The organism is Micromonospora sp. NPDC049559, from assembly GCF_040676675.1.
In the GTDB taxonomy this organism is placed as follows: domain Bacteria; phylum Actinomycetota; class Actinomycetes; order Mycobacteriales; family Micromonosporaceae; genus JBFAPK01.
Map to the genome: position 1 here is coordinate 1 of NZ_JBFAPK010000033.1, position 23,662 is coordinate 23,662.

Genomic DNA, 23,662 nt, shown 5'->3' on the forward strand with positions numbered 1-23,662 from the left:
CCCCGCGGCCCCGCCCCCCCCGCCTCCCCCCACGGCAGCCCCGCGGCACGGGGGGGGGGGGGGGGGCCCCGCCCCGCCCCCCCCCCCCCCTCCGTCATGTCGGCAGTGGCCGCTGGTTGCGGCGCTTCTCGGTACGCCCGTACGGGCGCCGGAGCGGGATCGGTGCGTCGACCATCTCCAACGGCTCGTCGGTCACCAGTTCCTCGATGCCGTCCATCTCGGCCCGCTGGATCGCGTCGCCGTAGTCGAACCGGCCCAGGGGCACCTCGGCGGGCGCCTCCGGTACCGGTGCCCAGGCGACCGGGCGGAGATCGTCATCGGGTTCGTTGTCCTTCGTCATGACTTCCCCCCTTTCACCCACCGTAGAAGCACTCCGCGAAGCGCGCAGAGAAAACGGGCAATGTAGGGCTATTTCCCTTTCGCCCATTTTCAGGTAATGCGCCGGGACGGTGAGTGATCGCGCGGTCGCTTCCGTACGCGCCGGCGCGCCCGCCTGGTCCGATTCGTCGCCGGCAATGCCACCGAGGGCGGCCGACGCCGATCGGCGGTACGGGTTCAGCCGGCGGTCAGCGGTTTGCGGTAGAGGAAGAAGACGCGCTCGATGCGGGCGCCGGCCGCGCCGGCGTAGAACGGCACCGGTCCCACCCATCCGATCTCGGCCCGCCGGTGCCCCTCGTCGCGCTGGTCCCGCAGGCAGCGCCGGAGCAGGACCCCGCCGATGCCCAGACCCTGCGCCGCGTCGGCGGTACCCATCGGGCCGAACCAGCTCGGCCGGGACGATCCGTACGAGGCGAACCCGAGCACCTCGTCGCCGCCCTCCTCGGTGGCCCGTACCGCGATGTGGCAGCCGGCGCGGGTGCCGGCGATGGAGTCGGTCACCTCGGCGCCCCAGGCGGGACCGAAGTTGGCCGTGGCGAAGCGCACCACCGCGTCCAGGTCGTCCGGCCCGGCCCGGCGTACCGAGATCCCCGCCTCGGCCAGGCGTCGCTCGCCCGCCGTCGTGGACCGCAGCGCGGGCGAGTCGTCGTACGAGAGGTCGGCGGTCATGTTCCAGGCGGTGCGGTCCTGGGTGTAGCCGAGCGCGAGCGCCGCGCAGACCGCCGGGGTGTAGCGCACGTCGATGCCGGGCCAGGCGTAGTGCGGCGGGTTGCCGGCGAGCAGCACCTCCGTGGCGCCGAGGGCGGCCAGCGCCGCCTCCATCCGGGTCAGCAACGCCCGTCCGATTCCCCGCCGCCGGTGGGCCGGATCGACCGCGAACAGGTCCACGTGGCCGGCGGACGGGTCGGCGTGACCGGTCGAGCCGAGCACCACACCCACCGGCGCGTCCCCGGCCACGGCGACGAAGCCCGCGACCGCGCGCGGGCCGGCCGATCCCGGCAGCGCACCGGTCTCCCGGACCCGGGTCACGATCACCTCGGCCTCGGCGGCGTCCTCCGGCAGGTCCAGCGCGGCCCGGCAGAGCGCGACCACCGCGGGCAGGTGATCGTCGGTCATTTCGACGATCGCGAACTCGTGATCCACAAGCGCGACTGTAGCGGGTGCGCCGTACGCCGGCGGTCCGGCTTCGGTCGGGAGACCGTGCGTACGGGACCGGCTACCGGGGCGGCCCCGCCTCTCGTGCCGCCCGCACCGCCGCGTACGCGTCGACCAGGCCGGTGCCCCGGACGTTCTCCGGCTGCCCGCACTCCTCCGACGGCGCCGGCGACCGGTAGGAGGCCGGCGCGGCCGTCTCCCGCAGGATCGCCCGGGTACGGGCCAGGTCGCCGACCAGCGCCGGATTCGCCGACCACATCAGCGCCACCACGCCCGCCACGTGCGGCGCCGCCATCGACGTGCCGTCGAGCGCCTCGTACGTGCCGCCGGGCATCGCGGACAGCACGCCCGCGCCCGGTGCCACCACGTCGGGCTTGGCCGCCCCGCCGCCGGTCGGCCCCCGGCTGGAGAAGTCGGTGACCTCCCGGGCCCGGTCCACCGCGCCCACCGTGAACACGTCGGCGTACGGGGCCGGCGGGTCCTCGACCGACCCGCAGCGCGGGCCGGTGTTGCCGGCGGCGGCCACGAAGAAGATGCCGGCGGCGGCCAGCGCGGCGGTGGCCGGCGCGAGTGCCGTCGCGTCGCAGCCCTCGATCGGCGGGCAGCCCCACGAGTTGGTCAGCACGTGCGGGGCGCGCTCGGGGCGCCCGTCGGCGAACGGGTTCCCGCCCGGCGGGAAGGGCGCGAGCATGAACTGGAGGCAGTCCAGGTAGTGCGCCGGGCTGCCGAGGTTGCGGTCGAGGTTGACGCAGCCGATCCAGCGGGCGCCCGGCGCCACCCCGACACCGCCGCCGCCGACCGCGGTGGCCAGCGTGTGGGTGCCGTGCCCGCCGTGGTCGGTCGGGGACCGGGTGCCGTTCCACGGGTCGTACCAGGAATCGTCGCCGCCGCGGAAGCCGTTCGCCAGCGCCGGATGGCCACCGTCCACGCCGGAGTCCGAGCTGCCGACCACGATCCCGGTACCGTCCACACCGAGCTGTTCGCGGACGCGGTCCGCGCCGATCATGCGAATGTTCCACTGTGGACCCGCTGGGGCGGCGGCGTCACCGCGGCTCACGCCCGCGGCGGCCGGCAACGGGCGCAGCCGCTGGTCGAGCAGCACCCGGGCCACCCCGGGCCGCCGCGCCAGCCAGGCGCGTATCCCCGGGCCGCCCTCCACGTCCACCCCGTTGACCAGGTAGTACGGGGTGTAGCGCAGGTGCAGCCGGTCGAGGTCCCGGCGCAACCCCGCCTGCGTACGCTCGGCGGTGGCGACCAGCCGCCGGTAGACCTCGCGGGCCCGGGCGTCCCGGCCGGCCTGGCCGAACGCGCCGGTCGGCACACCGCTCAGGTCGGCCTGCTCGCGTAGCACCACGAAGAGCCGCTCGCCGTGGAAGCCCGGCTGACCCGGCCCGGCGTAGACGGCCCCGCCGGCGAGCAGCACCACGGCGGCGGCCACCAGGCCGGCCCGCCGGGGCACGGACGCCCGGGCCCGGCCGAAGCCGACGGCGTACCCGGCGCCGAGCAGCAGCGCGACGGCGAGCGAGCCGGCCGCGGCGATCAGCGCCCAGAAGGGGACGTCGCGCGTGGTGGCCAGCAGCAGCGAGATCTCCTCCGGGTCGGCGAAGGCCAGCGGGCCGAGCGTGGCGAGGCCGACCAGCCAGCGCAGCGCACCGGTACCGGCCGGCGCCGACCCGATCCGGTCTGACCGGGTATGTCCATCCTCGGGGCGATTCGTTTCGGGCCGGGCGGCCGGGGCGGCCGGGGCGGCGCGGTCGGCCAGCAGCCGCAGCGCGGCGGCGGCGAACCCGACCGGCGGCAGGACGATCATGGCGGCGAGCTGCGTACCGGCGTGCCCGATGGCGGCGGCCAGCGGGAGCAGCGCCACCCCGGCCACCAGCCCGCCGACCAGGACCAGCTGGACGGGGCGGCGGTCCGTCCCGGGCCGGTCCCCGTACGCGGCCCAGAACGCGGGATCGAGGATGGCGGCGGCGAGCGACCCGACAGCGAGGGCGGCGAGGACCGCCAGGAGCGTCTCCAGCACCCCGCCCAGTGCCCCCAGCCAGAGCCAGGGCAGGAGCAGCGCGAGACCCCCCGCGACGGCGAAACCGGTCACCGCCGCACCGCCCGCGCGGCCGGCACCCGCCACGCCGGCGGGCACCCGGTCGGCGGGGACCTCATCGGGCGGGTTCGAGCCGGCGGGAGCAGGGTCGGGCGGGGTCGGCCCGGCGGGAGCAGGGTCCGGTGGGTTCGGCCCGGCGGGGCGGGACCGGGCCCAGCGGCGTACCGCCCAGGTGGCCAGCGCCGCCGCCGCGGCCAGCGCCCCCAGGTAGAGCTCGTGCTGGGCCGGCGGTACCGCGCGCAGCAGGCCGATCAGCCCGACGGCGAGCGCGCCGAGCAGCCACACCCGCCCGGCGGACCGGAGCGCGGCCGAGCGGGGCAGGAGGGCCAGCAACCCGGCCGGTACGCCCACCAGGACCGCGTCGACCAGCCCGACCACCGGCCAGGCCCAGGCCGGCTGGGTGAGCCCGGTGGCGAGCATGACCTGGTCGACGAGCCAGTCGACGGCCTGCGCCGCCACGGTCACGGCGACCGTCCAGAGACCGGCCAGCACGGCGGCGACCACGGCCCACGGGTTCGGCCCCGGACGCGGCGGGGCGTAGCCGGCCGTACTCCACGGCGGCGGGTAGCCGGGTCCGTTCCACGACGGCGGACGGCCGCCCGGCCACTGACCGCCGGGCGGGGCCGGCCAGCCGGTACCCGGCGGGGTCGGCCAGGCGGCACCGGGCGGCGCGGGCGGCGCGGCGCCGGGCTGGGGGAAGGGGGGTGGCTGCGCCGGTTCGCCGGCGGGCTGTGGGGGGCCGTCCTGCATGCCGAAACAGTACGACCCGGACGACACTCGGCCGGTCGCCCGCGAGGCGGTTAACGTGGACGGGTGCGCGACCCCAACGTGTCCCGGTACGCCGCCGGCCAGCTGTCCCCGTCCCGCCGCCAGGCCGACCTGCGCCGACTCCGCGCGGAACGGTTCGACGTGCTCGTCATCGGCGGCGGGGTGACCGGCGCCGGCGCCGCCGTCGACGCCGCCTCCCGCGGGCTCAAGGTCGCCCTCGTCGAGGCCCGCGACCTCGCCGCCGGCACGTCCAGCCGGTCCAGCAAGCTGATCCACGGTGGGCTGCGCTACCTGGAGCAGCTCGAATTCCACCTGGTCCACGAGGCGCTGACCGAGCGCGGGCTGCTCGCCACCCGGCTGGCGCCGCACCTGGTCCGGCCGGTACCGATCCTGGTGCCGCTGCCCGCGGCCGGCGGCGTGACCGGGCTGCCGCAGCGGGCCTGGCGGCGCTCTTACTACGGTGCGGGCGTCGCCGCGTACGACGCCTTCGCCGGGGCCTTCGGGGGCGGGCGGGGGATGCCGCTGCACCGGCACCTGACCCGCGAGGGGGCCCGGCGGCTCTTCCCGAGCCTGCGCGCCGACGCGGTGGCCGGGGCCATCCGCTACTACGACGGCCAGGTCGACGACGCCCGGCTGGTGGTCACCCTGGCCCGCACCGCCGCCAGCCTCGGCGCGACCGTGGTCACCAGCGCCCGCGCGGTCGGGCTGCTCCGGCAGGCGCGCGAGGTGACCGGCGTACGCGTGCGCGACATGGAGGCGCACCCCGCCTCGCCGGACGCGGAGTTCGAGGTGAGCGCCCGTACCGTCATCGGCGCCACCGGGGTCTGGAGCGACGACATGTCGCGGATGCTCGGCGACGTCGGACTCCGCCCCGGGCTGCGGGTGCGCGCCTCCAAGGGGGTGCACCTGGTGGTGCCCCGCTCGGCGATCACCGGTGAGGCCGGGCTGATTCTGCGGACCGCGACGTCGGTGCTCTTCGTGCTCCCCTGGGGCGGCCACTGGATCATCGGTACGACCGACACCGACTGGCGTCTGGACCGGGCCCACCCGGCCGCCTCCGCGCGTGACATCGAGTACCTCCTCGACCAGGTCAACCCGGTCCTCGACCGGCCGCTGTCCACCTCGGACATCGAGGGGGTCTACGCCGGCCTGCGCCCACTGCTCTCCGGCGAGGCCGACTCGACCTCGAAGCTCTCCCGCGAGCACGCGGTCTTCGAGCCGATGCTCGGGCTGCTGTTGGTGGCGGGCGGCAAGTACACGACCTACCGGGTGATGGCCGCCGACGTGGTCGACAAGGCGGCCCGCCGGCTGCCCGGCACCCGCGCGTCCCGCACCGCCGACCTGCCGCTGCTCGGGGCCGACGGGTACCCGGCGATGTGGCGGGACCGGGCCGACCTGGCCCGCCGGCACGGCCTGCCGGTCGGGGTGGTCGAGCACCTGCTGGAACGGTACGGCGTCCTCACCGTCGAGGTGCTCGCCCTGGTCGAGGCCGATCCGCTGCTGGCCACCCCGCTGGCCGGGGCGCCGGAGTACCTGGCGGCCGAGGTCGCGTACGCCGCGCGGGCCGAGGGCGCGTTGCACCTGGACGACGTGCTGACCCGACGTACCCGGATCTCGATCGAGACCAAGCACCGCGGCACCGAGACGGCGGAGCAGGCGGCTGAGATCATGGGGGCGGTGCTGGGCTGGGACGCGGCGGCGCGGAGCCGCGAGGTCGAGCACTACCTGGCCCGGGTGGAGGCCGAGCGGCAGTCGCAGCGGATGCCGGACGACGCCACCGCCGACGCGGCCCGACTCGGCGTGCCCGACGTGCGGGGGTTCGCGGCCGACCGGGACGTGGAGACCGACCCCGCCCGGCTCAACTCGTCCAGCTGACCGGGGCGCGGCTCAGGGGAGTGGGGCCGCGCCACCGGTCGGCGATAGGGCGATAGGGGAAGACCCCGGTGGGGGCGTTAGGGGGCGGGCGCGGCGTAGTCGCAGCCCGTACCGTACGGGCCATGAGCAAGCGTCCATGTCTGCGTACCGGAGCCCTGATCGTCGGCGGCATGCTGATGCTGGCGCTGTCGGCCTGCGGGGGCGGGAGCGAGCCGGCCCGCTGGGACGCGGGCGCCTCCCCGAGCGCGTCGGCGCAGCCCTCGGTGACCACCGAGGCGCCCACCCCCACGCCCAGCGCGGCCGCGACCACCGCCACCCCGACCAGGTCCCCCTCCAGCCCGCCCAAGAAGACGGAGAAGCCGCCGGCCACCGGCGGCGTACGGGTCACCGTGGCGCGTGGCGGCGGGGTGGCCGGCGTCTCCCAGACCCTGACCGTCGAGGCCGACGGCCGCTGGAGCTACCAGGACCGCAAGGCGGGCAAGAGCCAGTCCGGGACCCTCGGCACGAGCCAGCGCGCGCAGTTGCAGGGGCTGCTGACCAGCCCGGCCCTGGCCAAGGAGCGGGGCGTGCAGGGCGGCTGCTCGGACGGCTTCACCTACGCGCTGACCACCAGCTCGACCCTGATCTTCTGGCGCGCCTGCGGCCACGGCGAACCGAAGACCGCCAGCGCCGTCGTCCGGCTGCTTGAGGGCGCCACGGCGTTCTAGGCCGCGCCTACGAGCGGGCGTACCACCTCGCTCGGGGGCACCCTGAATTCTTCCCGGCACCCGCACCCCGGCTTCTCCCTGGAATGTCTTCCGGCGCGCTCCGGCGCGCGGTCGCACCGGCCATCATGGTGCCGATCGAGGGAGGATCATGAAACGGTCGATAGTCGGCGTACTTCTTGCGCTCGGGTTGGTCGTGGGCACGGCGAGCAGCGGATCCGCCCACCCGAGGGAGGCGGAACCCGTCGATTGGGGCCCGTGCCCGGAGGCGCCTCCGGGCTATTCGGTGCGCTGCGCGACGGTGACCGCGCCGCTGGACTGGTCCACCGGACAGGGCAGGGTGGATCTGCGGGTGGCCCGGCTTCCCGCCGCGGATCCGGAGAAGCGGATCGGGGTACTGATGTTCAACCCCGGCGGTCCGGGCAACGGGGCGGTGGGATACGTGACGTCACCCGTCTACGCCGAGCAGTACTTCGGTCGCGAGATTCTGGATCGGTTCGACGTGGTCGCCGTCGACCCGCGCGGGGTCGCCGGCAGCCAGGGGCTCTCCTGTGGACTTCCGGCCTACGACCCCGCGGTGAACCGCTTCCCGGTCGATCGCCGGGGACTGGACGTGCTGGTCGGTGCGAACGCCCAATTCGCCGAGTCCTGCCGGGAGCTCAGCGGCCCCCTGGCCGAGCACCTGGACACGTTGAGCGTGGCCCGGGACCTGGACCTGGTCCGGGGGCGCCTCGGCGAACCGAAAATCAGCTTCCTGGGTGTTTCGTACGGCACGATGGTGGGCCGGGCCTACGGTGAGCTGTTTCCGCGGCGGTTGCGCGCACTGGCGCTGGACGCGGTGGTCGACCGTTCCCTCTCGGCGCGCCAACTGGTGCTCGACGGCGCCGGGGCGGTACAGGACGGGGTCGAGCGCTTCGCCGGCTGGTGCGCGACGCAGGGATGCGGGCTGGACGTCCGGGCAGCACTGACGCAGATCCTCGCGCTGGCCGATCGCGGTGGCCTCCGGTCGGATGGCCAACCGGTGAGCGCCTACGAGGTGCAGCTGGGGGTGAACGCCTATCTGCAGACCCCGCTGGCGTATCCCGACCTGGTGAACGCGCTGAGCGCGGCACAGCGGGGCGAGGGTACGGGACTTCGGGCGGTCGGGATGCAGGAGAACCAGGCGATGTACGGGATGTACCGGGCGATCATCTGTCAGGACATAGGTACGGACTTCGTCGGCCGGCTGCCCGAGACCGGGCTCCAGCTGCGCGAGAACGCCCCCGCGCTGCGCGGCTACTCCGAGTTCTGGGACATCGCCTCGGGCTGCGCGGGTTGGCCCGTGCCGCCGAGGTGGCAACCGCACCCGTGGCCGGCGTCCGCGGCGTCGGCGCTGCCACCGACGCTGCTGCTGTCCGGCACGCACGACGTCGCGACGCCGCCGGCCTGGGCGGAGCGGGTCCACCGGCAGCTGCCCGGCAGCGTGCTCCTGCGCTGGGACGGCGACGGCCACTCCGCGTGGCAGTTGAACAGCCGATGCGCGACCGACGCGACCGTCAGGTACCTGGTGACTCTCGCGCCGCCGGCCGACGGCACCGTCTGCTGACGAGCGCCCGTGCCCTGCGCGCATCTCGGGGCGGGCCCCGGAGCCGGCGTCGTGCCCCTGGCGACGCCGGCTCCGGTGCCGTCGAGGTCAGATGACTTTGCCGGGGTTGAGCAGTCCGGCCGGGTCGAGGGCCGCCTTGATCGCCTGGTGCACCCGTACGCCGACCGGGCCGATCTCCCGGGCCAGCCAGTCCCGCTTCAGCAGGCCGACGCCGTGCTCGCCGGTGCAGGTGCCGCCGAGGTCCAGCCCGAGCTGCATGATCGCGTCGAAGGCCAGCTGGCCCCGCCGCACGCTCTCCGGATCGGCCCGGTCCACCACGATGTTGGGGTGCATGTTCCCGTCGCCGGCGTGCCCGACGATGCCGATCGGCACCTCGCACTCGGCGGCGATCCGCTCCACGCCGTCGAGCAGGGCGGCGAGCGCGGCGCGCGGCACGGCCACGTCGTCGATGATGATCCCCGGACTGCCGTTCGGGTACCGCTCCGCGGCGAACCGCTCCATCGCCGGCAGCGCCAGCCGGCGCGCCTGTAGCAGGGCGGCCGCCTCGGTCGCGTCGGTCGCCTCGAACACCTCGGCGGCACCGGCCGACTCGCAGACCTCGGCGAGCCGGCGCAGGTCGGCCGCCGCCCGGGGACCGGTGTCGGCCGCCGCGAGCAGCAGCGCCTTCGCGTCGGTACGCAGCCCCATCGGCCGGTACGCCTCGATGGTGCGCAGGTGCGTCTGGTCCAGCAGCTCCAGCAGGCTGGGGGTGAGGCCCCGGGCGGAGATCTCGGCCACCGCCGTACCGGCCGCGACCGTCGAGTCGAAGACCGCGACCAGGGTCAGTGACTCCTCGGCGGCGGGGCGCAGCGAGACGGTCACCTCGGTGATTACGCCGAGGGTCCCCTCGGAGCCGACGAAGAGCCGGGTCAGGTCGTAGCCGGCGACCCCCTTGGCGGTACGCCGCCCGGTGCGCAGCACCTCGCCCGAGGCGAGCACCACCTCCAGCCCGAGCACGTACTCGGTGGTCACGCCGTACTTCACGCAGCACATGCCGCCGGCGTTGGTGGCGACGTTCCCGCCGATGGTGGAGGACTCCCAGGAGCCCGGGTCCGGCGGGTACCGCAGACCGTGCCGGGCGACCGCGGCGGCCAGGGTGGCGTTCACCACTCCCGGCTGCACCACGGCGATCCGGTTGACCGGGTCGATCTCCAGGATCTCGGTCATCGCGGTCGTGGAGAGGACCACCGCGCCGTCGACGGCGTTGGCGCCGCCGGCCAGGCCGGTACGCGCGCCCTGCGGGACGACCGGCGAGCCGTACCGGGCCGCCGCGCGCACCACCGCCGCGACGCCGGCGGTGTCGCGCGGCCGGGTGACCACGGCGGGCAGTCCGGCGTCACAGAGATCGGCCTGGTCGCGCTGGTACGTGCGGAGCAGGTCCGGGTCGGTCAGCACGGCGTTCTCGCCGAGGGCCGCGCGCAGCTCGTCGAGGAGGCCGGCGGGCGGGCCGCCGGTGGGGGAGTCGGCGCCGGCCACGAGTGGATCATCGGGGGAGGTGGCCGGCAGGGCATCGGGCAGGGGAGAACCGGACATGCCTGCAGAGGCTATCCGGGCGGCTACCGTGGCGGCCATGCTCTATCTCGACCCGCCGGCCTGGCAGGCCCGCGGCCGGCTCTGGTCGCACCTGATCAGCGACCTCTCCTACGCGGAGCTGCACACCTTCGCCGAGATGCTGGGTGCGCCGCCGCGCGGGTTCGACCGGGACCACTACGACCTGCCGGCCGAGCGCTTCGCGATGGCGGTCTGGCTGGGCGCCCGGGTGGTACCGAGCCGGGAGATCAGCCGGCTGCTGCGGGCGTCCGGGCTGCGCCGCCCCAAGCACCTGGTGACCGGGCGCGCGGGGCGCTGAGACGCCGGCCGGGCGCCGCGGGCGAGTGCCCGACGACGCCCGGCCGCCACCTGGACCGGTACCGGTCGGTGCGGGCCTTAGCTCTCCCGGGCGTCCTTGACGAAGACGATCCCGTCGGTGCCGGCCACCTGTCCCGGATCGAGTGGGGAGTAGCCGAACCAGGGGGAGACCCGGGCGGCGGGCGTCGTCTCGGCGAGGGCGGCGGCCAGCCGGCGGGCGTCGACCAGGTACCGCTCCTCCGGCAGCGCGTACAGCAGCCCCTCGACGGTGTCCGGCGGCGGGGTGTCGACGCCCCGGTGGCGGATCGTGCCGATGGCGCTGGCGAGGAAGGCGTACTCCTCGCCCAGGTGGGTGCCGACGATCGCGCCCGCGCTCCACCACTCCACCGGCAGGCCGCCCATCCGCATCGCGCTCCGGTCCCGCTGGAGGTGACCGTTGTGGGCGTTCACCAGGGCCGGGCCGCGTTCCGCGAGGGCGAGCAGGTTGGCGGCCATCATCGAGTCCCGTACGCCGAGCAGCCGCGCCATCCGGCTGGGCGACGGGTCGGCCATCCAGAAGTGGTAGCGCAGCAGGCCGGTGGCGGTGCGACCGTACAGGCGCGCCCGGTCCCAGCCCTCCCGCGACGACGCCGCGACCAGGTGGGGGGTCTGCTCGTACAGCAGCTCGACCAGATCGTCGGCGAGCAGCCGCAGCTGCCGGGCCTCGGGCGTACGCCCGACGGACCGGGACGGGTCGGTCATCGCGGCCGGGTTGGTCCACCGGTCGTCGCTACCGAGCAGGCGGTCGAGCGTCTCCGCCGGGCAGGGCAACAGGTCGGCGTCCACCCAGGCGGTGAGGTAACCGTGGAGCGCGGTGAGGGCCTGCCGGGGGCTAGCGGCGCCGGTGATCTCCAACGGGCCGTCGAACCCGGCGAAGCGCAGCCGGTCGGCCGCGGGCCGGCCGTCGTTGTAGGCGCGCATCCAGCGCACCAGCTCACGGTTGGCCGGGAAGGCGCCCCACTCGTGGCTGAAGCCGCGCGCCATGACCTCGTCGAGGGTGCCCGTGCCCGAGGCGACGTAGTCGTCCACGACCAGGCCCATCACGCAGTCGCTCTCGATCGCGATGGTCCGGTAGCCCTCCTCCTCGACGAGCTGCCGGAAGAGTTCGTTGCGGAGGCCGAGCAGGACCTCCTCGCCGTGGGTGGGCTCGCCGAGGGCGAGCAGCCGCGGCCGGGCCGGGAGCAGCCGCATGACGCCAGCGGCGTCGACGGCATGGGCGGTGCCGGTGATAGCAGCAATCATTCCTTCAACGGTATCGTTGAACCGACGGTTGAAACTTATCCGCGAATACGGTCGGGAAGTGCGGCGAAACCTTCAAGACGACGGGCGGCTCAGGCCGGTTGACCTCGCGCGCGGGCACGGGCTGTCCACGCAGGCGATCAGGAACTACGAGGCGGCCGGCATCCTCCCGGGCGCCGAACGCACCCCGCACGGCTACCGCACCTACACGCGGCTGCACGCGCAGGCCCTGCGCGCGTTCCTCGCCCTCGTGCCCGGACACGGCCACCAGACGGCCACGTCGATCATGCAGGCGATCAACCGGGACGCGACCGAGGAGGCGCTCCGGCTCGTCGACGAGAGTCACGCCCAGCTTCTCGACGACCGCCGCACCCTCCAGGCCGTCGAGGCCGCGCTCCGCGACCTCGAACCGGTGCCGCAGGAGCGCGGCGACACGTTCGTCGGTCCCCTGTCGCGGCGGCTCGGCATCCGCCCGGCGACCCTGCGCAAGTGGGAACGGGCCGGCGTGGTCCAGCCGCGCCGCGACCCACGGACGGGCTACCGGATCTACAGCGCGGCCGACGTGCGCGACGCCCGGCTTGCCCACCAGCTCAGACGGGGCGGCTATCTGCTGGAGCAGATCGCCCCGCTGATCGCCCAGGTCCGCTCGGCCGGAGGCGTCGCGCCGCTGGAGTCGGCGCTGCGGGACTGGCACGCCCGCCTCTCGGCCCGCGGCCGCGCCATGCTCACCGGCGCCGCCGCGCTGGAGGCGTACCTCGATCGCCGCTCGGCGCGGCCCGCCGCGCCGAGCGCCGACACCACCGCCCCGCCAGGCCCGGATCCGGTCCGGTCGTCGGGTGGTTACCGCTGACCGTCGCCCTCGTCCCGCGCGGCCTGGCCTGCTCGAACGCCGGCTCAGGCAGGACCGGCTACCCGCCGAGCGTGGCGAGTTCCCGGGCGAGGTTGGCGCGGGCCGCCGCCTCCCGGTCGGCGGCGAGCGCCGGTACGCGGTACAGCGCGGGCAGGGCGAGCAGTTGTCGCAGCACCTCGGCGCGTCCGGCCCGGAACGCCGGTTCCGGCACGTGCCGGTACTCGCGCCGGATCGCCTCGGCGTACCGGTCGTACTCCGGGGCCGGGGCGGCCAGGATCGCGAGGTCGGCGTCGCAGAGCAGCTCCCCGTCGCGATCCCCGGGCTCGACGCGGTGACGCGCGGTGAGCAGCACCAACCGCCGTACCTCGGTCACCGCCGCCTCGGGCAGCCCGACCCCGGACAGGAGCGTGGCCGCGAGCGCGGCGCTCTCCCGCTCGTTGCGGTCGCCCGGCGCCCGCGGGTCGTAGACCGCGTCGTGGCACCACGCGGCGAGCCGGACCAGGTCCGGCCGGGCCGCCCAGGCCGCCTGCGCGTCCACCACGGACAGCACGCCGGTCAGGTGCGTGATCGTGTGGTACCGCCGGTGCGGCTCACGCCAGCGCCGGAGCAGCTCGGTACCGGCCGCGTGCACCGCCGTCCCGTCCGTCGCACCAGCACCGGTGACCGTTGCCCGCCACTGCTCGATCAGGCTTCCCACGCCGACCAGTCTGCCCCGCCGGCCACCGTGGACGGTACGCCGTACCGATTCTCCCGGACTGATGGGCGGTCCGCCTTTTCAAGGTGTCCCGCGCGGGTACTCCGCGCCATGCCCGCAGAATCGGACCACCGGGAGGAAGGGAGCGACCGGGAGGAAGACCGCGATCGGGAGCGTGACCGGGCGAAAGACCGCGACCTGGAGCGTGACCGGGCGAAAGACCGCGACCTGGAGCGTGACCGGGCGGAGGACCGCGACCTGGCGGAACAGGCTGACCTGGAGGAAGCGACCTCGGGCCGGGAAAAAGAGACCCGCCGTGCGGACGGCGTTGGGCGCCAGGACGGGGCCGGGCGTCAGGACGGGGCTGGGCGTCAGGACCGGGCCGACCGGGGCACGGTGCACGTCGACGGAATCAACCTGCCCCGGCCCGAGCACGGCCGGCCCGTCGGGCAGCTGATCTCCGAGGTCCGCCGCCGGTCCGGGCCGACGGTTCGCGAGCGCTTCCACCGGGTCCGCTTCAACCTGGTGCTGGCGCTCCAGGCGGGTATCGCCGCCGCCCTGGCCTGGGTCATCGCGACCGATTTGATCGGCAACCCGGACCCGGTCTTCGCCCCGATCTCGGCCGTCGGCACGCTGGCCTCCTCGGTGGGCCAGCGCTTCCGCCGTACCGTCGAGCTGATCCTCGGCGTCGCCCTCGGGATCGGGGTCGGTGACCTCCTGATCCTGATCTTCGGCTCCGGACCGTGGCAGCTCGCGCTGATCGTGTCGCTGGCCATCATGGTGACGATCTTCGTGGGCGGCAATCCGGCGGTGGTCAGCCAGGTGGCGTCGACCGCGGTACTGCTCGGCACGGTCCATCCGAAGTCCTCGCCGGAACTGTCGCGCGTCATCGACGCGCTGATCGGGGGCGGGGTCGCGCTGCTCGTGGTCGGGCTGCTCCTGCCGCTCAACCCGCTGCGCGTGGTGGACCGGGCGGCCCGGCCGGCGCTGGACACCCTGGCGGAGGAGCTGGCGGTGACCGCGCAGGCCCTGGCGAACAAGGACCCGCAGCGCGCCCAGGCGGCGCTCGACCGGCTGCGCGAGGTGGAGACGCACATGGACGCGCTGGCGGAGGCGCTGGAGGGCGGCCGGGAGACGGTGACGCTGGCGCCCGTACGCTGGCGCGGCAAGGGGGCGCTGGTCCAGTACGTGGAGAGCGCCGAGTACATCGACCACGCCGTGCACAACAGCGGCACACTGGTCCGGCGCTCGGTGACCGTACTGGAGGACGGGGAACCGGTCCCGCCGTCGCTGCCGCTGGCCGTGAGCCAACTGGCCGACGCGGTACGCCAGCTGCTCCAGGAACTGGGCACCGGGCTGGAGCCGGTGGGTGCCCGCGAGCGGGCGCTCCGCGCCGTCAACGAGGCCGGGCGGGCGTACGCCGAGGGGGTCGGCTTCTCCGGCAGCGTGGTCGTCGCCCAGGTCCGTACCACCGCCAGTGACCTGCTCCGGGCCACCGGTATCGAGAAGGACGAGTCGAACCGCCTGGTCCGTCGCGCGGTGGGGCGGGTGGCCCGCAACGCCCCCGAGGCCTCGCCGCAGCCGCCCGCCGCCGCCTAGCGCCCGCCGTCCCTGCCGCAGCCGGTCCGGGCCGCCCCCGCGTGGCTGGGCTGCCCCGCGTGGCTGGGCTGCCCCGCGTGGCTGGGCTGCCCCGCGTGGCTGGGCTGCCCCGCGTGGCCTGGCTGCCCCGCGCGGGCGGGTGTGGCCGCGCCGCGCGGCGGGGCGAGGTAGCGCGGAGCGGGCGAGCAGCCGGCTACCGCACCAGCGTGTCGAGCGCGTCGACCAGCCGGTCGACGTGCTCGACGGTGCTGCCCAGCCCGATGCTGGCGCGCAGCGCGGTCGGCGGCAGGTCGTCGCGTCCGGCGCGCTGGGCGGCCTCGGCCAGCAGACGCCGGGCCAGCGGGTGCGCGCAGAAGAGGCCGTCGCGCAGCCCGATCCCGTGCTCGCGGCCGAGCACGGCGGCCACCTCGGACGAGTCCCGGCCGGCCACCACGAACGACACGATGCCCACCCGGGGCGCGTCGGCGTCGAAGGTACGCAGCTCCACGACGCCCGGCAGCTCGGCGAGGCCGGTACGCAGGCGGGCCAGCAGGGCCTGCTCCCGGTCGTGCAGCACGGTCCGGTCCGCGCTCTCGAGCGCGCCACAGACCGCCGCGAGCGCCACCGCGCCGAAGAGGTTCGGGGTACCGGCCTCGTGCCGCGCGGGCCCGGCCGCCCACCGTACGTCGTGCGTGGCGGCGCCGACGTGCGCGGTGGCCCCGCCCCCGGCGAGGTACGGCTCGGCCGCGTCCAGCCAGTCCCCGCGCCCGATCAGCGCGCCGGCCCCGAACGGCGCGTAGAGCTTGTGCCCGGAAACGGCGACGTAGTCCAGTTCGAGTTCGCCGAGGTTCACCGGCGCGTGCGGCGCGAGCTGCGCCGCGTCGACCGCGATCCGGGCGCCGTGCCGGTGGGCGACCAGCGCCAGCTCGGCCACGGGCCAGCGTTCGCCGGTGACGTTGCTGGCCCCGGTCACCGCCACCAGGATCGGCGCGCCGGCGTCCCCGTCGCGCCGCAGCTCCCGCAGCGCCGCGTCGACGGCCCGTACCGCGCCGGCCGGGCTGGCCGGTACCGGCAGCCGGACCACTCCGGCCGGCCAGGGCAGCAGGTTGGCGTGGTGCTCCCCGGCGAAGGTGACCACCGTCGTGCCGGTCGGCAGCGCCCGGGCCAGCAGGTTCAGCGCGTCGGTGGTGTTGCGCGTGAAGATCACGTGATCGTCGGCGCGGGCGCCGAGGAAGTCACCGACCGTCTGGCGGGCCGACTCGTAGGCGAGCGTGGAGCGCTGGGAGAGGGCGCCGGCGCCCCGGTGCACGCTGCCGTACCAGGGGAGCAGCTCCGCCACGGCGTCGGCCGCGACGCGGGCGCAGGGCGCGGTGGCGGCGTAGTCGAGGTTGATCTGACCCGGCACGCCGAGCACGTCGAGCCGGTCGGGGTGCTCGCCGCCCGGCGCGGCGGACGGGGCGACCGACCCGGGGTCGGCCGGGTGGGTGGACACGGCGTCGGCCGAGGTGGAGGGCGCGACCGGCCAGGCCGGGACGGGCACCGTCGGCCGGCCGGGCGCCCGTACCGGCACGGACGCCGCGGGCCGGCCGGGAGCCGGCGGGACCGGCACGGAGGCCGGCGCCGGGAGCGGCGCGAGAACGTCGGCGGTGACCGGCCGGGAGACGAGCGGCGCGGCGGTCGCCGGCGTCGTGCCGGCCGGCGAACAGGCGCTGGCGGTCTGGGAGTCGAGGGCAGAGCGCATGAGGAGTGACCTCCGGCAGTCCGGGGACCCCGGTGATCAGGAGGCGGGGCCCGCGCTTGCCCAGCACACGGATCGGGCTGGGCCCGGTCATCACCCGGGGCACCCCACCGCGAACCTCGACGAGGGTTGCCGGCCAGCAAGCCGGGGCTTCGACCCCACCCGCGAAGATCGCGTGCGTGGCCGTTGGTCGCTGGCACTCGTGACCTGCCGGGATCATAACCAGGTCGCATGGCCGGGGACCAGTGGGGGGCTGGTGGCTACGCTGACCGCATGGCCGACACCCCGTCCGGCGGAGCCTCGCACCCGCCGTCGCCGCCCTCCCCCGCCGGTCCGCCGTCCGCGGGCCCGGCGCCCGGTCTGCCCGGCCCTGACGGCGCGCCCGGCGCTGGCCTGCCGGGTCCCGGCCCGACCAGCCCCGTCGGCCCGGCCGTGGCCGGCCCTGGCCTGCCGGGTCCCGGCCCGACCAGCTCGGGTCTGCCCGGCTCTGCCCCCACCGCACCGGGTCTGCCCGGTCCGGTCGGCGGCGGGCAGCCGGGATGGCCACTCGGGGTGCCCGTGGTCAGGCGGCGGCCGGCCTGGCGCCGCGCGCTGGTGCTGGGCGCCGCGATCCTGGTGATCGCCGGTTCCGCGGTGACCATGGCGTTCCAGTTGGGTGACCGGCTCGGCACCGAGGCGCTGCTGGTCGGGTTGATCGCCGCGATCGTGCCGGTGCCGGTGCTGGTCGCGTGCTTCCTCTGGCTCGACCGGTACGAGCCGGAGCCGGTCAAGTACCTGATCTTCTGCTTCGGCTGGGGCGCCGCCGTGGCCACGCTGACCGCGTCCCACGTGAACGGCTTCGCCGCCGACCTGTTCCAGTCCTGGGGCCTGCCCGACGCCCTGGTGGCGGTGCTGGTGGCGCCCTTCATCGAGGAGCTGATGAAGGCGCTCGGCCCGATCCTGCTGCTGGTCGGCCGCCGCCGGGAGTGGTCCGGCATCACCGATGGCATCGTCTACTGTGGCCTGTCGGCGGTCGGCTTCGCCATGGTGGAGAACATTCTCTACCTGGGCGGGTACGGCTACGCCGCCGGCGCCGAACAGTACGGACCGGCCACCGGCGTACAGAACGTCTTCGGGATCTTCATCGTGCGGGTGCTCTTCAGCGCCTTCGCCCACCCGCTCTTCACCTCGATGACGGGCGTGGGACTCGGCATCGCCGCCCGTACCGCCGACCGGCGGGTGCGCGTGCTCGCCCCGCTGGCCGGCCTGCTGCTCGCGATGATGCTGCACGGCACCTGGAACTTCACGCCGTCGCTCGCCGAGGCGACCGGCAAGACCATCATCGTGCTCTACGGGTACGTCGGGTTCATGGTGCCGGTCTTCTTCGGCGTACTGGGCCTGGCGATCTGGCTGCGGGGCTGGGAGGGGCGGCTGGTCGAGCGCATCCTGCCCGACTACGTCCGGGCCGGCTGGCTCACCCCGCCCGAGGTCGCCTCGCTGGGCAGCCTCGGGCGTCGGCACTCGGCCCGGCGCTGGGCCCGGCGGGTCGCCGGCGACGCGGGCGCGCGGGCGATGCGGGGCTACCAGTTCTCGGCGACCCGGTTGGCGCTGCTGCGCGACGGGATCCGGCGCGGGTTGGACGCCCGACCGGCGGACCTGGCCCGCGCGGTCGAGGAGGAGCGGCGCCTGCTCCAGGAGATCGCCGCGTATCGGCAGGTCTTCGTCGGGAAGGACCCGCAGGCCCCGGTGGGCGTCTGGGACGGCACCCGGTACCACCTGACCTTCCCGGACGGGGTACGGCGGACCGTGGAGGCTCCCGACGAGCCGGTGGTCCCCATCCCGGTCGTCCTGGTGCCGCCGCCGGTCCCGGCCTACCCGGGCGCCTACGGCCCGCAGCCCGGCCAGCCCGGTGGCCCGTCGAACGGCCAGCCCTTCGGCCCGCCCGGCGGCGTGGCCTGGCACTGACCGGGACCGCCGGTCCGGCGCGGCCCGGCACTGTGACCAGGACCGCCGGTCCGGCGCGGTCGGCATTGGCCGGGACCGCCGGTCCGGGCGGGGCCGCGCCGGCAGTGGTCCCGCCGCGAGCGGCGCTAGAGGTTGCGAGCGGCCCTGGAGGTAGCGAGCGGGGCTAGAGGTACAGGCCGGTGAGGCCGGTCGCGTCGTCCTCGACCCGCTGGGCGGCGACCGCGTGCACGTCGCGCTCGCGCAGCAGGACGTAGTCGCGGCCGTGCAGCTCGACCTCGGAGCGGTCGTCCGGGTCGAAGAGCACGCGGTCCCCCGCCACGATGGAGCGTACGTTCGGGCCGACCCCGACCGCGGTCGCCCACGACAGCCTCCGCCCCATCGCCGCCGTGGCCGGGATCACGATTCCCGCGCTTGATCGTCGCTCGCCCTCGCGCCCCTCCAGGCGGACCAGGACGCGGTCGTGCAGCAGGCGGATCGGCAGGCCGGTGTCGATGTTCGGGTCAGCGGTCACGATCGGAACGCTACCCTGCGGCGGATCCGCCGCCGCTGGAGGTTCTCGGGGTGTGGTGCGGGTCGATGTGGGGGAGAATTCAGGGCCTGAACAGGACGAGCCGGCAGTCGGGCACCGGTTAACGTTGGAGGCCGATTCGGCAGGAGGAGGTGGGCGTGGGCCGCTTCGAGCAGTTGCGGACGCGGTTGCGTCGGGCGTACGAGGCGGGTCGCACCTCCGTCCGCGCCGCCCGGGAGCGCGAGGAGGCGGAGTCCGCCGAGGCGCTCGCGTCGCTCGCGGTGCCCCCGCCGGAGCCGCCCGAGCCGGAGTCGCTCGTCGCGCACCCCTCCACCGCCAGCCGGGACGACGCCGACGTACCGCACGCGCTGCGCATCGCCGCGGCCTGGTCGTGGCGGCTGCTGGTGATCGGCGTCGTCTTCTGGGCGCTGTTCCGGGTGATCGGCATGGTGCGCATCGTCATCATCCCGGTCCTCATCGCGCTGCTGCTCTCCGCGCTGCTCGCCCCGGCGGTGACCTGGCTGCTGCGGGCGCGCTTCCCCCGCTCGCTCGCGACCGGGCTGGTGCTGGTGGGCGGTCTGGGCGCGGTCGTCGGCACGCTCACCCTGGTCGTCAACGAGTTCATCAACGGCGTACCGAAGTTGAGCGAGAACGCCACGGCCGGGATCCGGCAGATCCAGGAGTGGCTCCAGACCGGGCCGTTGCACCTCTCGGACCGCCAGCTCGACCAGTACATTGACGAGGGCCAGAAGTGGATCGACCAGAACACCCAGGCCCTCACCAGCGGCGCGCTCTCCACCGCGACGACCCTCTTCGAGCTGCTCACCGGCACGCTGCTGGTGCTCTTCTCGACCTTCTTCTTCCTCCGCGACGGCGGCAAGATCTGGCGTTTCCTGGTTCGCCTGCTGCCGCTGAACGCCCGCTGGCGGGTTGACGACGCGGGCCAGGCCGCCTGGGCGACGCTCGTCGCCTACGTACGGGCCACCGTGCTGGTCGCCTTCATCGACGCGGTCGGGATCGGCATCTTCCTGGTCGTCTTCAACGTCCCGTTCGCGTTTCCGCTGGCCGCCCTGGTGTTCCTCGGCGCGTTCATCCCGATCGTCGGCGCGACCCTCTCCGGCGCGGTGGCCGTGCTCGTGGGGCTGGTCGACAGCGGCTGGGTCACCGCCCTCGTGATCCTCGGCGTGGTGATCGCGGTGCAGCAGGTCGAGGGGCACATCCTGCAACCGTTGATCATGGGCCGGGCCGTCGCCATCCACCCGCTCGCCGTGATCCTCGCCATCGCCGCCGGCGTGGTGCTCGCCGGCATCGTCGGCGCGCTCGTCGCGGTGCCGCTGGTCGCCGTGCTCAACACCGCGATCCGCCGGCTCGCCCGGCGGCGGGTACCCGAGGTGCCCCCGACCGCGATCGTGGTCGCACCCAGCCAACCGCCGCTCTGATCGCCGGGCGTCCCCGCCCGCGCCGTGACCGGTCCGCGCCCTGACCGGTCCGAGCCAGTGCCCCGGTCCGAGCCCGTGCCCCGGTCCGAGCCCGTGCCCCGGTCCGAGCCCGTGCCCCGGTCCGAGCCCGTGCCCCGGCCCGCGCCAGTGCCCCGGTCCGCCGAGGGGGCGGGACCGGGCGTTCAGCTGGCGGCGAGCCGCTCCAGCGCGCCCGTCGCCACCTCGGGGCGGGTCGTGTACCAGAACGGCGGCAGCGACCGGCGCAGGAAGCTGCCGTAGCCCCGGGCCGTCTCCAGCCGCGAGTCCAGCACCGCCACCACACCCCGGTCACCCGTCGCGCGGATCAACCGGCCGGCGCCCTGGGCCAGCCGGATGGCCGCGATCGGCACACTCACCGCGGCGAACCCGGAGCCGCCGCTGGCGTCCACCGCCGCCGCCCGGGCCGCCGCCAGCGGCTCGTCCGGCCGGGGGAACGGCAGCCGGTCGATCACCACGAGCTGGCAGGAGTCGCCGGGCACGTCCACCCCCTGCCAGAGCGACATGACCCCGAACAGGCAGCTCGCCCGGTCCTCGCGGAACCGCCGTACCAGCAGCGGCAGCGCCTCCTCGCCCTGCAACAGCACGGGTAGCCCGGTGCGGGCCCGGACCAGCTCCGCGGCCTGCTGGGCGGCCCGCCGGGAGGAGAAGAGCCCGAGGGTACGCCCGCCGAGCGCGCCGATCAGGCGGAGCAGTTCCTCGCCCGCCGGGGCGCTCAGTCCGGAGGCGGTGGGGCGGGGCAGGTGCGCGGCCACGTACAGGATGCCCTGCTTGGGATAGTCGAACGGGGAGCCGACGTCCAGCGACCGCCAACCGTCGCCCGACGAGCCGTCGTCCTCCCCACCCGGCCGGGCCGGGGCCGCCGCGGCGGGTCGGCTCTCGCGGCGGGCCGGCTGCTGCGGACGCGACTGTTCCCGCCCCGTGGACCCGGCCAGCGCCGCGGCGGCGGGCGAGGGCGTCGGCTCGGGCGCCGGACCGAGCCCCAACGACCGGGCGACGGTGTCGAACCGCCCCCCGAGCGTCAGCGTGGCCGACGTGGCGACGACCGTACGCTCGTCGTACAGGTGGGTGGCGAGCGTGCCGGCGACCGAGAGCGGCGCCACGACCAGGGCCCGCCGCCCCGTCGCCGCGCCCTCCGGCTTCTCCACCCAGGCCACGTCGTGGTCCGCCTCGTCCAGGAGCCGCTGCGCGGTCGTGGAGAGCTCGTCGAGGACGGCCTTTGCCTGCTGCTTGCGCACCGGGTCCGGATCGTCGGCCTTGATGTCCCCGATCTTGTCGAGGGCGGCCCGGGTCGCGGCGTCCAGCAGGGTGCAGGCCTCGCTCAGCGGCGCCGGCAGCCCGGTGGTGATCCGGCCGGCGGGCGCCTCGGCCAGGGCGACCGCGAGCGCGTCGCCCGCCTCGGTCAACCGTTCCGCCAGCTCCGGGCCGAGCAGCGGCCGGGACCGCCGGGCCGCCCGGTCGATCAGCTCGGGGACCAGCTCCGCCTGCGAGGCCGACGAGACCCGGTCGGCCAGTTCGTGTGCCTCGTCGATCACCAGCAGCTTGTGCGGCGGCACGATGTGCCGGCCGGCCAGCATGTCCACGGCGAGCAGGCTGTGGTTGGTGACCACGATGTCCGCCTCCCGGGCCCGCGCGCGGGACGCCTCCGCGAAGCACTCGGCCCCGTACGGGCACCGGCTGGCGCCGACGCACTCGCGCGCCGGCATGGAGACCGTCCGCCACACCTGGTCGTCGACCCCCGGGTCGAGTTCGTCCCGGTCACCCGTCTCCGTCTCCATCGCCCAGTCGCGCAGCCGCTGGACCTGCTTGCCGAGCCGGCCGGTTTCCCCGAGCCACTTGGTGCCCCCGCCACCCGCCGCCGGGGCCGAGTCGAAGAGCGTGTCCTCCGGCTCGTCCTCAGTGGAGCTCTCCAACCGGGCGAGGCACAGGTAGTGGTGCCGCCCCTTGAGCACCGCGAACGTGGGTCGGCGGCCGAGCACCGGCTCCACCGCGTCGGCGAGCCGGGGAAGATCGTGCTCGACCAGCTGGGACTGGAGCGCGAGCGTGGCCGTGGAGACCACCACGGGGCCGTCCACCGTCAGCGCCGGAGCGAGGTACGCCAGCGACTTGCCGGTGCCGGTGCCGGCCTGTACGAGCAGGTGCTCGCCGCGCGCGATGCTCTCCTCGATCGCCGCGGTCATCCGCTGCTGACCCGGCCGGGCCGCTCCGCCGGGAACCGAGCCGACGGCGGCGGCCAGCAGCTCCGCGCCGGAGGGGCGGGCGCCGCGTCGCCGGCGGCCGTCGGACTTGGGCTTCGGTGCTGCGGTGGTGGCGCTGGGACTGCTGGCGGTGGTGGGCGCGGTCACCCAGCGACGGTACCCGCCCCGCCCGACAGAGTTGGACGGCGCGCTGTGCTGTCTCGCTCGCTGCGCTTCGCGGCGCCTGGGGGGTGGTGTCCTTCCTTCCGCGGCGGTGTGGGTGGGTGGCCGTTCGCCGCGACGCGTCAGTGCAGACACCACCGGCGCCGCTGCGCTTGCTCGCTGGGGCCGCGGCTGTGACGGCGGGCAATACAGAATCCGATAACCGCGTCCCCTCCTTCCCGCCGGCCCGCGTTAGGGGAAATCGGTTAGGGTGCGGGGATGTCGAGCGATGTGGTGCGGGTCGTGTTCCGCAAGTACGACGGCACCGCGCACAGGGATTACCCGGCCCGCCGACTGGCCGAGGACGACCAGGGCGTCTGGCTCGGGGTGACGACGGGTACGCCGTCGGTGTACCACGGCCGGCCCTCGGTGGAGCAGATCCCGTTCGTGCTGTTCGTGCCGCGCGACTCGTGGTGGACCGGGATGTTCAACCCGCCGCCGCGCACGAGCGAGGTCTACTGTGACATCGCCAGCCCGGCCCGCTGGGAGGACGACACGGTACACCTGATCGACCTGGACCTGGACGTGGTGCGGCGCCGGGCGACGGGCGCCGTGGAGCTGCGCGACGAGGACGAGTTCGCCGAGAACCGGGTCCGGTACGGCTACCCGGACGAGGTGGTCGCGCAGGCCGAGGCCGCGGCGCGGTGGCTGTACGACGCGCTCGGCGACGGTACCGAGCCGTTCGCCTCGACGTACCGGAAGTGGCTGGCCCTGGTGGTCTGACCGCGCGGCCCCGCGGGCGTGA

General features: G+C 75.3%; 18 protein-coding genes and 1 riboswitch. Of the genes, 9 read left to right on the forward strand and 9 right to left on the reverse strand.

Annotated elements, in window-relative coordinates; translation table 11 throughout:
* Positions 1–94 precede the first annotated feature (94 nt).
* The 3 genes from AB0J86_RS28735 to AB0J86_RS28745 form a co-directional block, all read right to left on the reverse strand.
* Positions 95–340 carry a hypothetical protein gene (locus tag AB0J86_RS28735; protein ID WP_363860757.1) on the reverse strand — a complete coding sequence of 82 codons (246 nt, stop codon included), beginning with the start codon at positions 338–340 and terminating at the stop codon, positions 95–97.
* 215 nt (positions 341–555) lie between these two features.
* On the reverse strand, positions 556–1,494 hold the full coding sequence (locus tag AB0J86_RS28740) for a GNAT family N-acetyltransferase (protein WP_363860832.1): 939 nt from the start codon (positions 1,492–1,494) through the stop codon (positions 556–558).
* 100 nt (positions 1,495–1,594) lie between these two features.
* Positions 1,595–4,138 (reverse strand): S8 family serine peptidase, encoded by a 2,544-nt coding sequence (locus AB0J86_RS28745; protein WP_363860833.1) that lies wholly within the window; start codon positions 4,136–4,138, stop codon positions 1,595–1,597.
* Between the two features lie 324 nt (positions 4,139–4,462).
* Here AB0J86_RS28745 and AB0J86_RS28750 point away from each other — a divergent pair, with 324 nt between their 5' ends.
* The 3 genes from AB0J86_RS28750 (at position 4,463) to AB0J86_RS28760 (ending at position 8,566) form a co-directional block, all read left to right on the forward strand.
* Positions 4,463–6,277: a glycerol-3-phosphate dehydrogenase/oxidase gene (locus tag AB0J86_RS28750; protein WP_363860834.1), complete on the forward strand. Its 1,815-nt coding sequence runs from the start codon at positions 4,463–4,465 to the stop codon at positions 6,275–6,277.
* Positions 6,278–6,399: 122 nt separating this feature from the next.
* Positions 6,400–6,984, forward strand: a complete 585-nt coding sequence (locus AB0J86_RS28755; protein WP_363860758.1) for a hypothetical protein — start codon at positions 6,400–6,402, stop codon at positions 6,982–6,984.
* A gap of 298 nt (positions 6,985–7,282) precedes the next feature.
* On the forward strand, positions 7,283–8,566 hold the full coding sequence (locus AB0J86_RS28760; RefSeq protein WP_363860759.1) for an alpha/beta hydrolase: 1,284 nt from the start codon (positions 7,283–7,285) through the stop codon (positions 8,564–8,566).
* A gap of 87 nt (positions 8,567–8,653) precedes the next feature.
* Here AB0J86_RS28760 and AB0J86_RS28765 read toward each other — a convergent pair whose 3' ends face one another.
* The gene (locus AB0J86_RS28765; protein WP_363860760.1) at positions 8,654–10,138 is read right to left on the reverse strand and encodes an FAD-linked oxidase C-terminal domain-containing protein; all 1,485 of its coding nucleotides are present in this window, start codon (positions 10,136–10,138) and stop codon (positions 8,654–8,656) included.
* A gap of 37 nt (positions 10,139–10,175) precedes the next feature.
* Between AB0J86_RS28765 and AB0J86_RS28770 the strand changes: the two genes are divergently transcribed.
* Positions 10,176–10,454, forward strand: a complete 279-nt coding sequence (locus tag AB0J86_RS28770; RefSeq protein WP_363860835.1) for a DUF4031 domain-containing protein — start codon at positions 10,176–10,178, stop codon at positions 10,452–10,454.
* Between the two features lie 77 nt (positions 10,455–10,531).
* Here the strand turns inward: AB0J86_RS28770 and AB0J86_RS28775 are convergent, their stop codons facing one another.
* Positions 10,532–11,734 (reverse strand): erythromycin esterase family protein, encoded by a 1,203-nt coding sequence (locus tag AB0J86_RS28775; RefSeq protein ID WP_363860761.1) that lies wholly within the window; start codon positions 11,732–11,734, stop codon positions 10,532–10,534.
* 58 nt (positions 11,735–11,792) lie between these two features.
* On the opposite strand from AB0J86_RS28775, the gene AB0J86_RS28780 reads away from it, so the two are divergent.
* Positions 11,793–12,581: a TioE family transcriptional regulator gene (locus tag AB0J86_RS28780; RefSeq protein ID WP_363860762.1), complete on the forward strand. Its 789-nt coding sequence runs from the start codon at positions 11,793–11,795 to the stop codon at positions 12,579–12,581.
* A 58-nt stretch (positions 12,582–12,639) separates the two neighbouring features.
* Here AB0J86_RS28780 and AB0J86_RS28785 read toward each other — a convergent pair whose 3' ends face one another.
* Complete coding sequence (locus AB0J86_RS28785) at positions 12,640–13,278, reverse strand: metal-dependent phosphohydrolase (RefSeq protein WP_363860763.1); 639 nt, start codon at positions 13,276–13,278, stop codon at positions 12,640–12,642.
* Positions 13,279–13,386: 108 nt separating this feature from the next.
* Here AB0J86_RS28785 and AB0J86_RS28790 point away from each other — a divergent pair, with 108 nt between their 5' ends.
* Entirely contained in the window at positions 13,387–14,874 is a 1,488-nt protein-coding gene (locus AB0J86_RS28790) for an FUSC family protein (protein ID WP_363860764.1), read from the forward strand.
* Positions 14,875–15,067: 193 nt separating this feature from the next.
* Here the strand turns inward: AB0J86_RS28790 and AB0J86_RS28795 are convergent, their stop codons facing one another.
* The gene (locus AB0J86_RS28795) at positions 15,068–16,594 is read right to left on the reverse strand and encodes an aminotransferase class V-fold PLP-dependent enzyme (RefSeq protein ID WP_363860765.1); all 1,527 of its coding nucleotides are present in this window, start codon (positions 16,592–16,594) and stop codon (positions 15,068–15,070) included.
* Positions 16,595–16,641: 47 nt separating this feature from the next.
* A riboswitch (SAM riboswitch) is annotated at positions 16,642–16,799 on the reverse strand.
* A gap of 65 nt (positions 16,800–16,864) precedes the next feature.
* On the opposite strand from AB0J86_RS28795, the gene AB0J86_RS28800 reads away from it, so the two are divergent.
* A complete protein-coding gene (locus AB0J86_RS28800; protein WP_363860766.1) occupies positions 16,865–18,535 on the forward strand; it encodes a PrsW family intramembrane metalloprotease in 1,671 nt (556 codons plus the stop codon).
* A 163-nt stretch (positions 18,536–18,698) separates the two neighbouring features.
* On the opposite strand, the gene AB0J86_RS28805 is transcribed toward AB0J86_RS28800, so the two are convergent.
* The gene (locus AB0J86_RS28805) at positions 18,699–19,046 is read right to left on the reverse strand and encodes a co-chaperone GroES (protein ID WP_363860767.1); all 348 of its coding nucleotides are present in this window, start codon (positions 19,044–19,046) and stop codon (positions 18,699–18,701) included.
* Between the two features lie 134 nt (positions 19,047–19,180).
* Between AB0J86_RS28805 and AB0J86_RS28810 the strand changes: the two genes are divergently transcribed.
* The gene (locus AB0J86_RS28810; protein WP_363860836.1) at positions 19,181–20,482 is read left to right on the forward strand and encodes an AI-2E family transporter; all 1,302 of its coding nucleotides are present in this window, start codon (positions 19,181–19,183) and stop codon (positions 20,480–20,482) included.
* A gap of 182 nt (positions 20,483–20,664) precedes the next feature.
* On the opposite strand, the gene AB0J86_RS28815 is transcribed toward AB0J86_RS28810, so the two are convergent.
* On the reverse strand, positions 20,665–22,863 hold the full coding sequence (locus AB0J86_RS28815; protein WP_363860768.1) for an ATP-dependent DNA helicase: 2,199 nt from the start codon (positions 22,861–22,863) through the stop codon (positions 20,665–20,667).
* A 273-nt stretch (positions 22,864–23,136) separates the two neighbouring features.
* On the opposite strand from AB0J86_RS28815, the gene AB0J86_RS28820 reads away from it, so the two are divergent.
* Complete coding sequence (locus AB0J86_RS28820; protein ID WP_363860769.1) at positions 23,137–23,640, forward strand: DUF402 domain-containing protein; 504 nt, start codon at positions 23,137–23,139, stop codon at positions 23,638–23,640.
* Positions 23,641–23,662: the final 22 nt, after the last annotated feature.

Excerpts from the sequence above, each read along its gene's own strand:
- AB0J86_RS28765 (WP_363860760.1), bottom strand. The coding sequence starts at position 10,138 with ATGTCCGGTTCTCCCCTGCCCGATGCCCTGCCGGCCACCTCCCCCGAT.
- AB0J86_RS28795 (WP_363860765.1), bottom strand. The coding sequence starts at position 16,594 with ATGCGCTCTGCCCTCGACTCCCAGACCGCCAGCGCCTGTTCGCCGGCC.
- AB0J86_RS28790 (WP_363860764.1), top strand. The coding sequence starts at position 13,387 with ATGCCCGCAGAATCGGACCACCGGGAGGAAGGGAGCGACCGGGAGGAA.
- AB0J86_RS28800 (WP_363860766.1), top strand. The coding sequence starts at position 16,865 with ATGGCCGACACCCCGTCCGGCGGAGCCTCGCACCCGCCGTCGCCGCCC.
- AB0J86_RS28740 (WP_363860832.1), bottom strand. The coding sequence starts at position 1,494 with ATGACCGACGATCACCTGCCCGCGGTGGTCGCGCTCTGCCGGGCCGCG.
- AB0J86_RS28775 (WP_363860761.1), bottom strand. The coding sequence starts at position 11,734 with ATGATTGCTGCTATCACCGGCACCGCCCATGCCGTCGACGCCGCTGGC.
- AB0J86_RS28755 (WP_363860758.1), top strand. The coding sequence starts at position 6,400 with ATGAGCAAGCGTCCATGTCTGCGTACCGGAGCCCTGATCGTCGGCGGC.
- AB0J86_RS28770 (WP_363860835.1), top strand. The coding sequence starts at position 10,176 with ATGCTCTATCTCGACCCGCCGGCCTGGCAGGCCCGCGGCCGGCTCTGG.
- AB0J86_RS28820 (WP_363860769.1), top strand. The coding sequence starts at position 23,137 with ATGTCGAGCGATGTGGTGCGGGTCGTGTTCCGCAAGTACGACGGCACC.
- AB0J86_RS28735 (WP_363860757.1), bottom strand. The coding sequence starts at position 340 with ATGACGAAGGACAACGAACCCGATGACGATCTCCGCCCGGTCGCCTGG.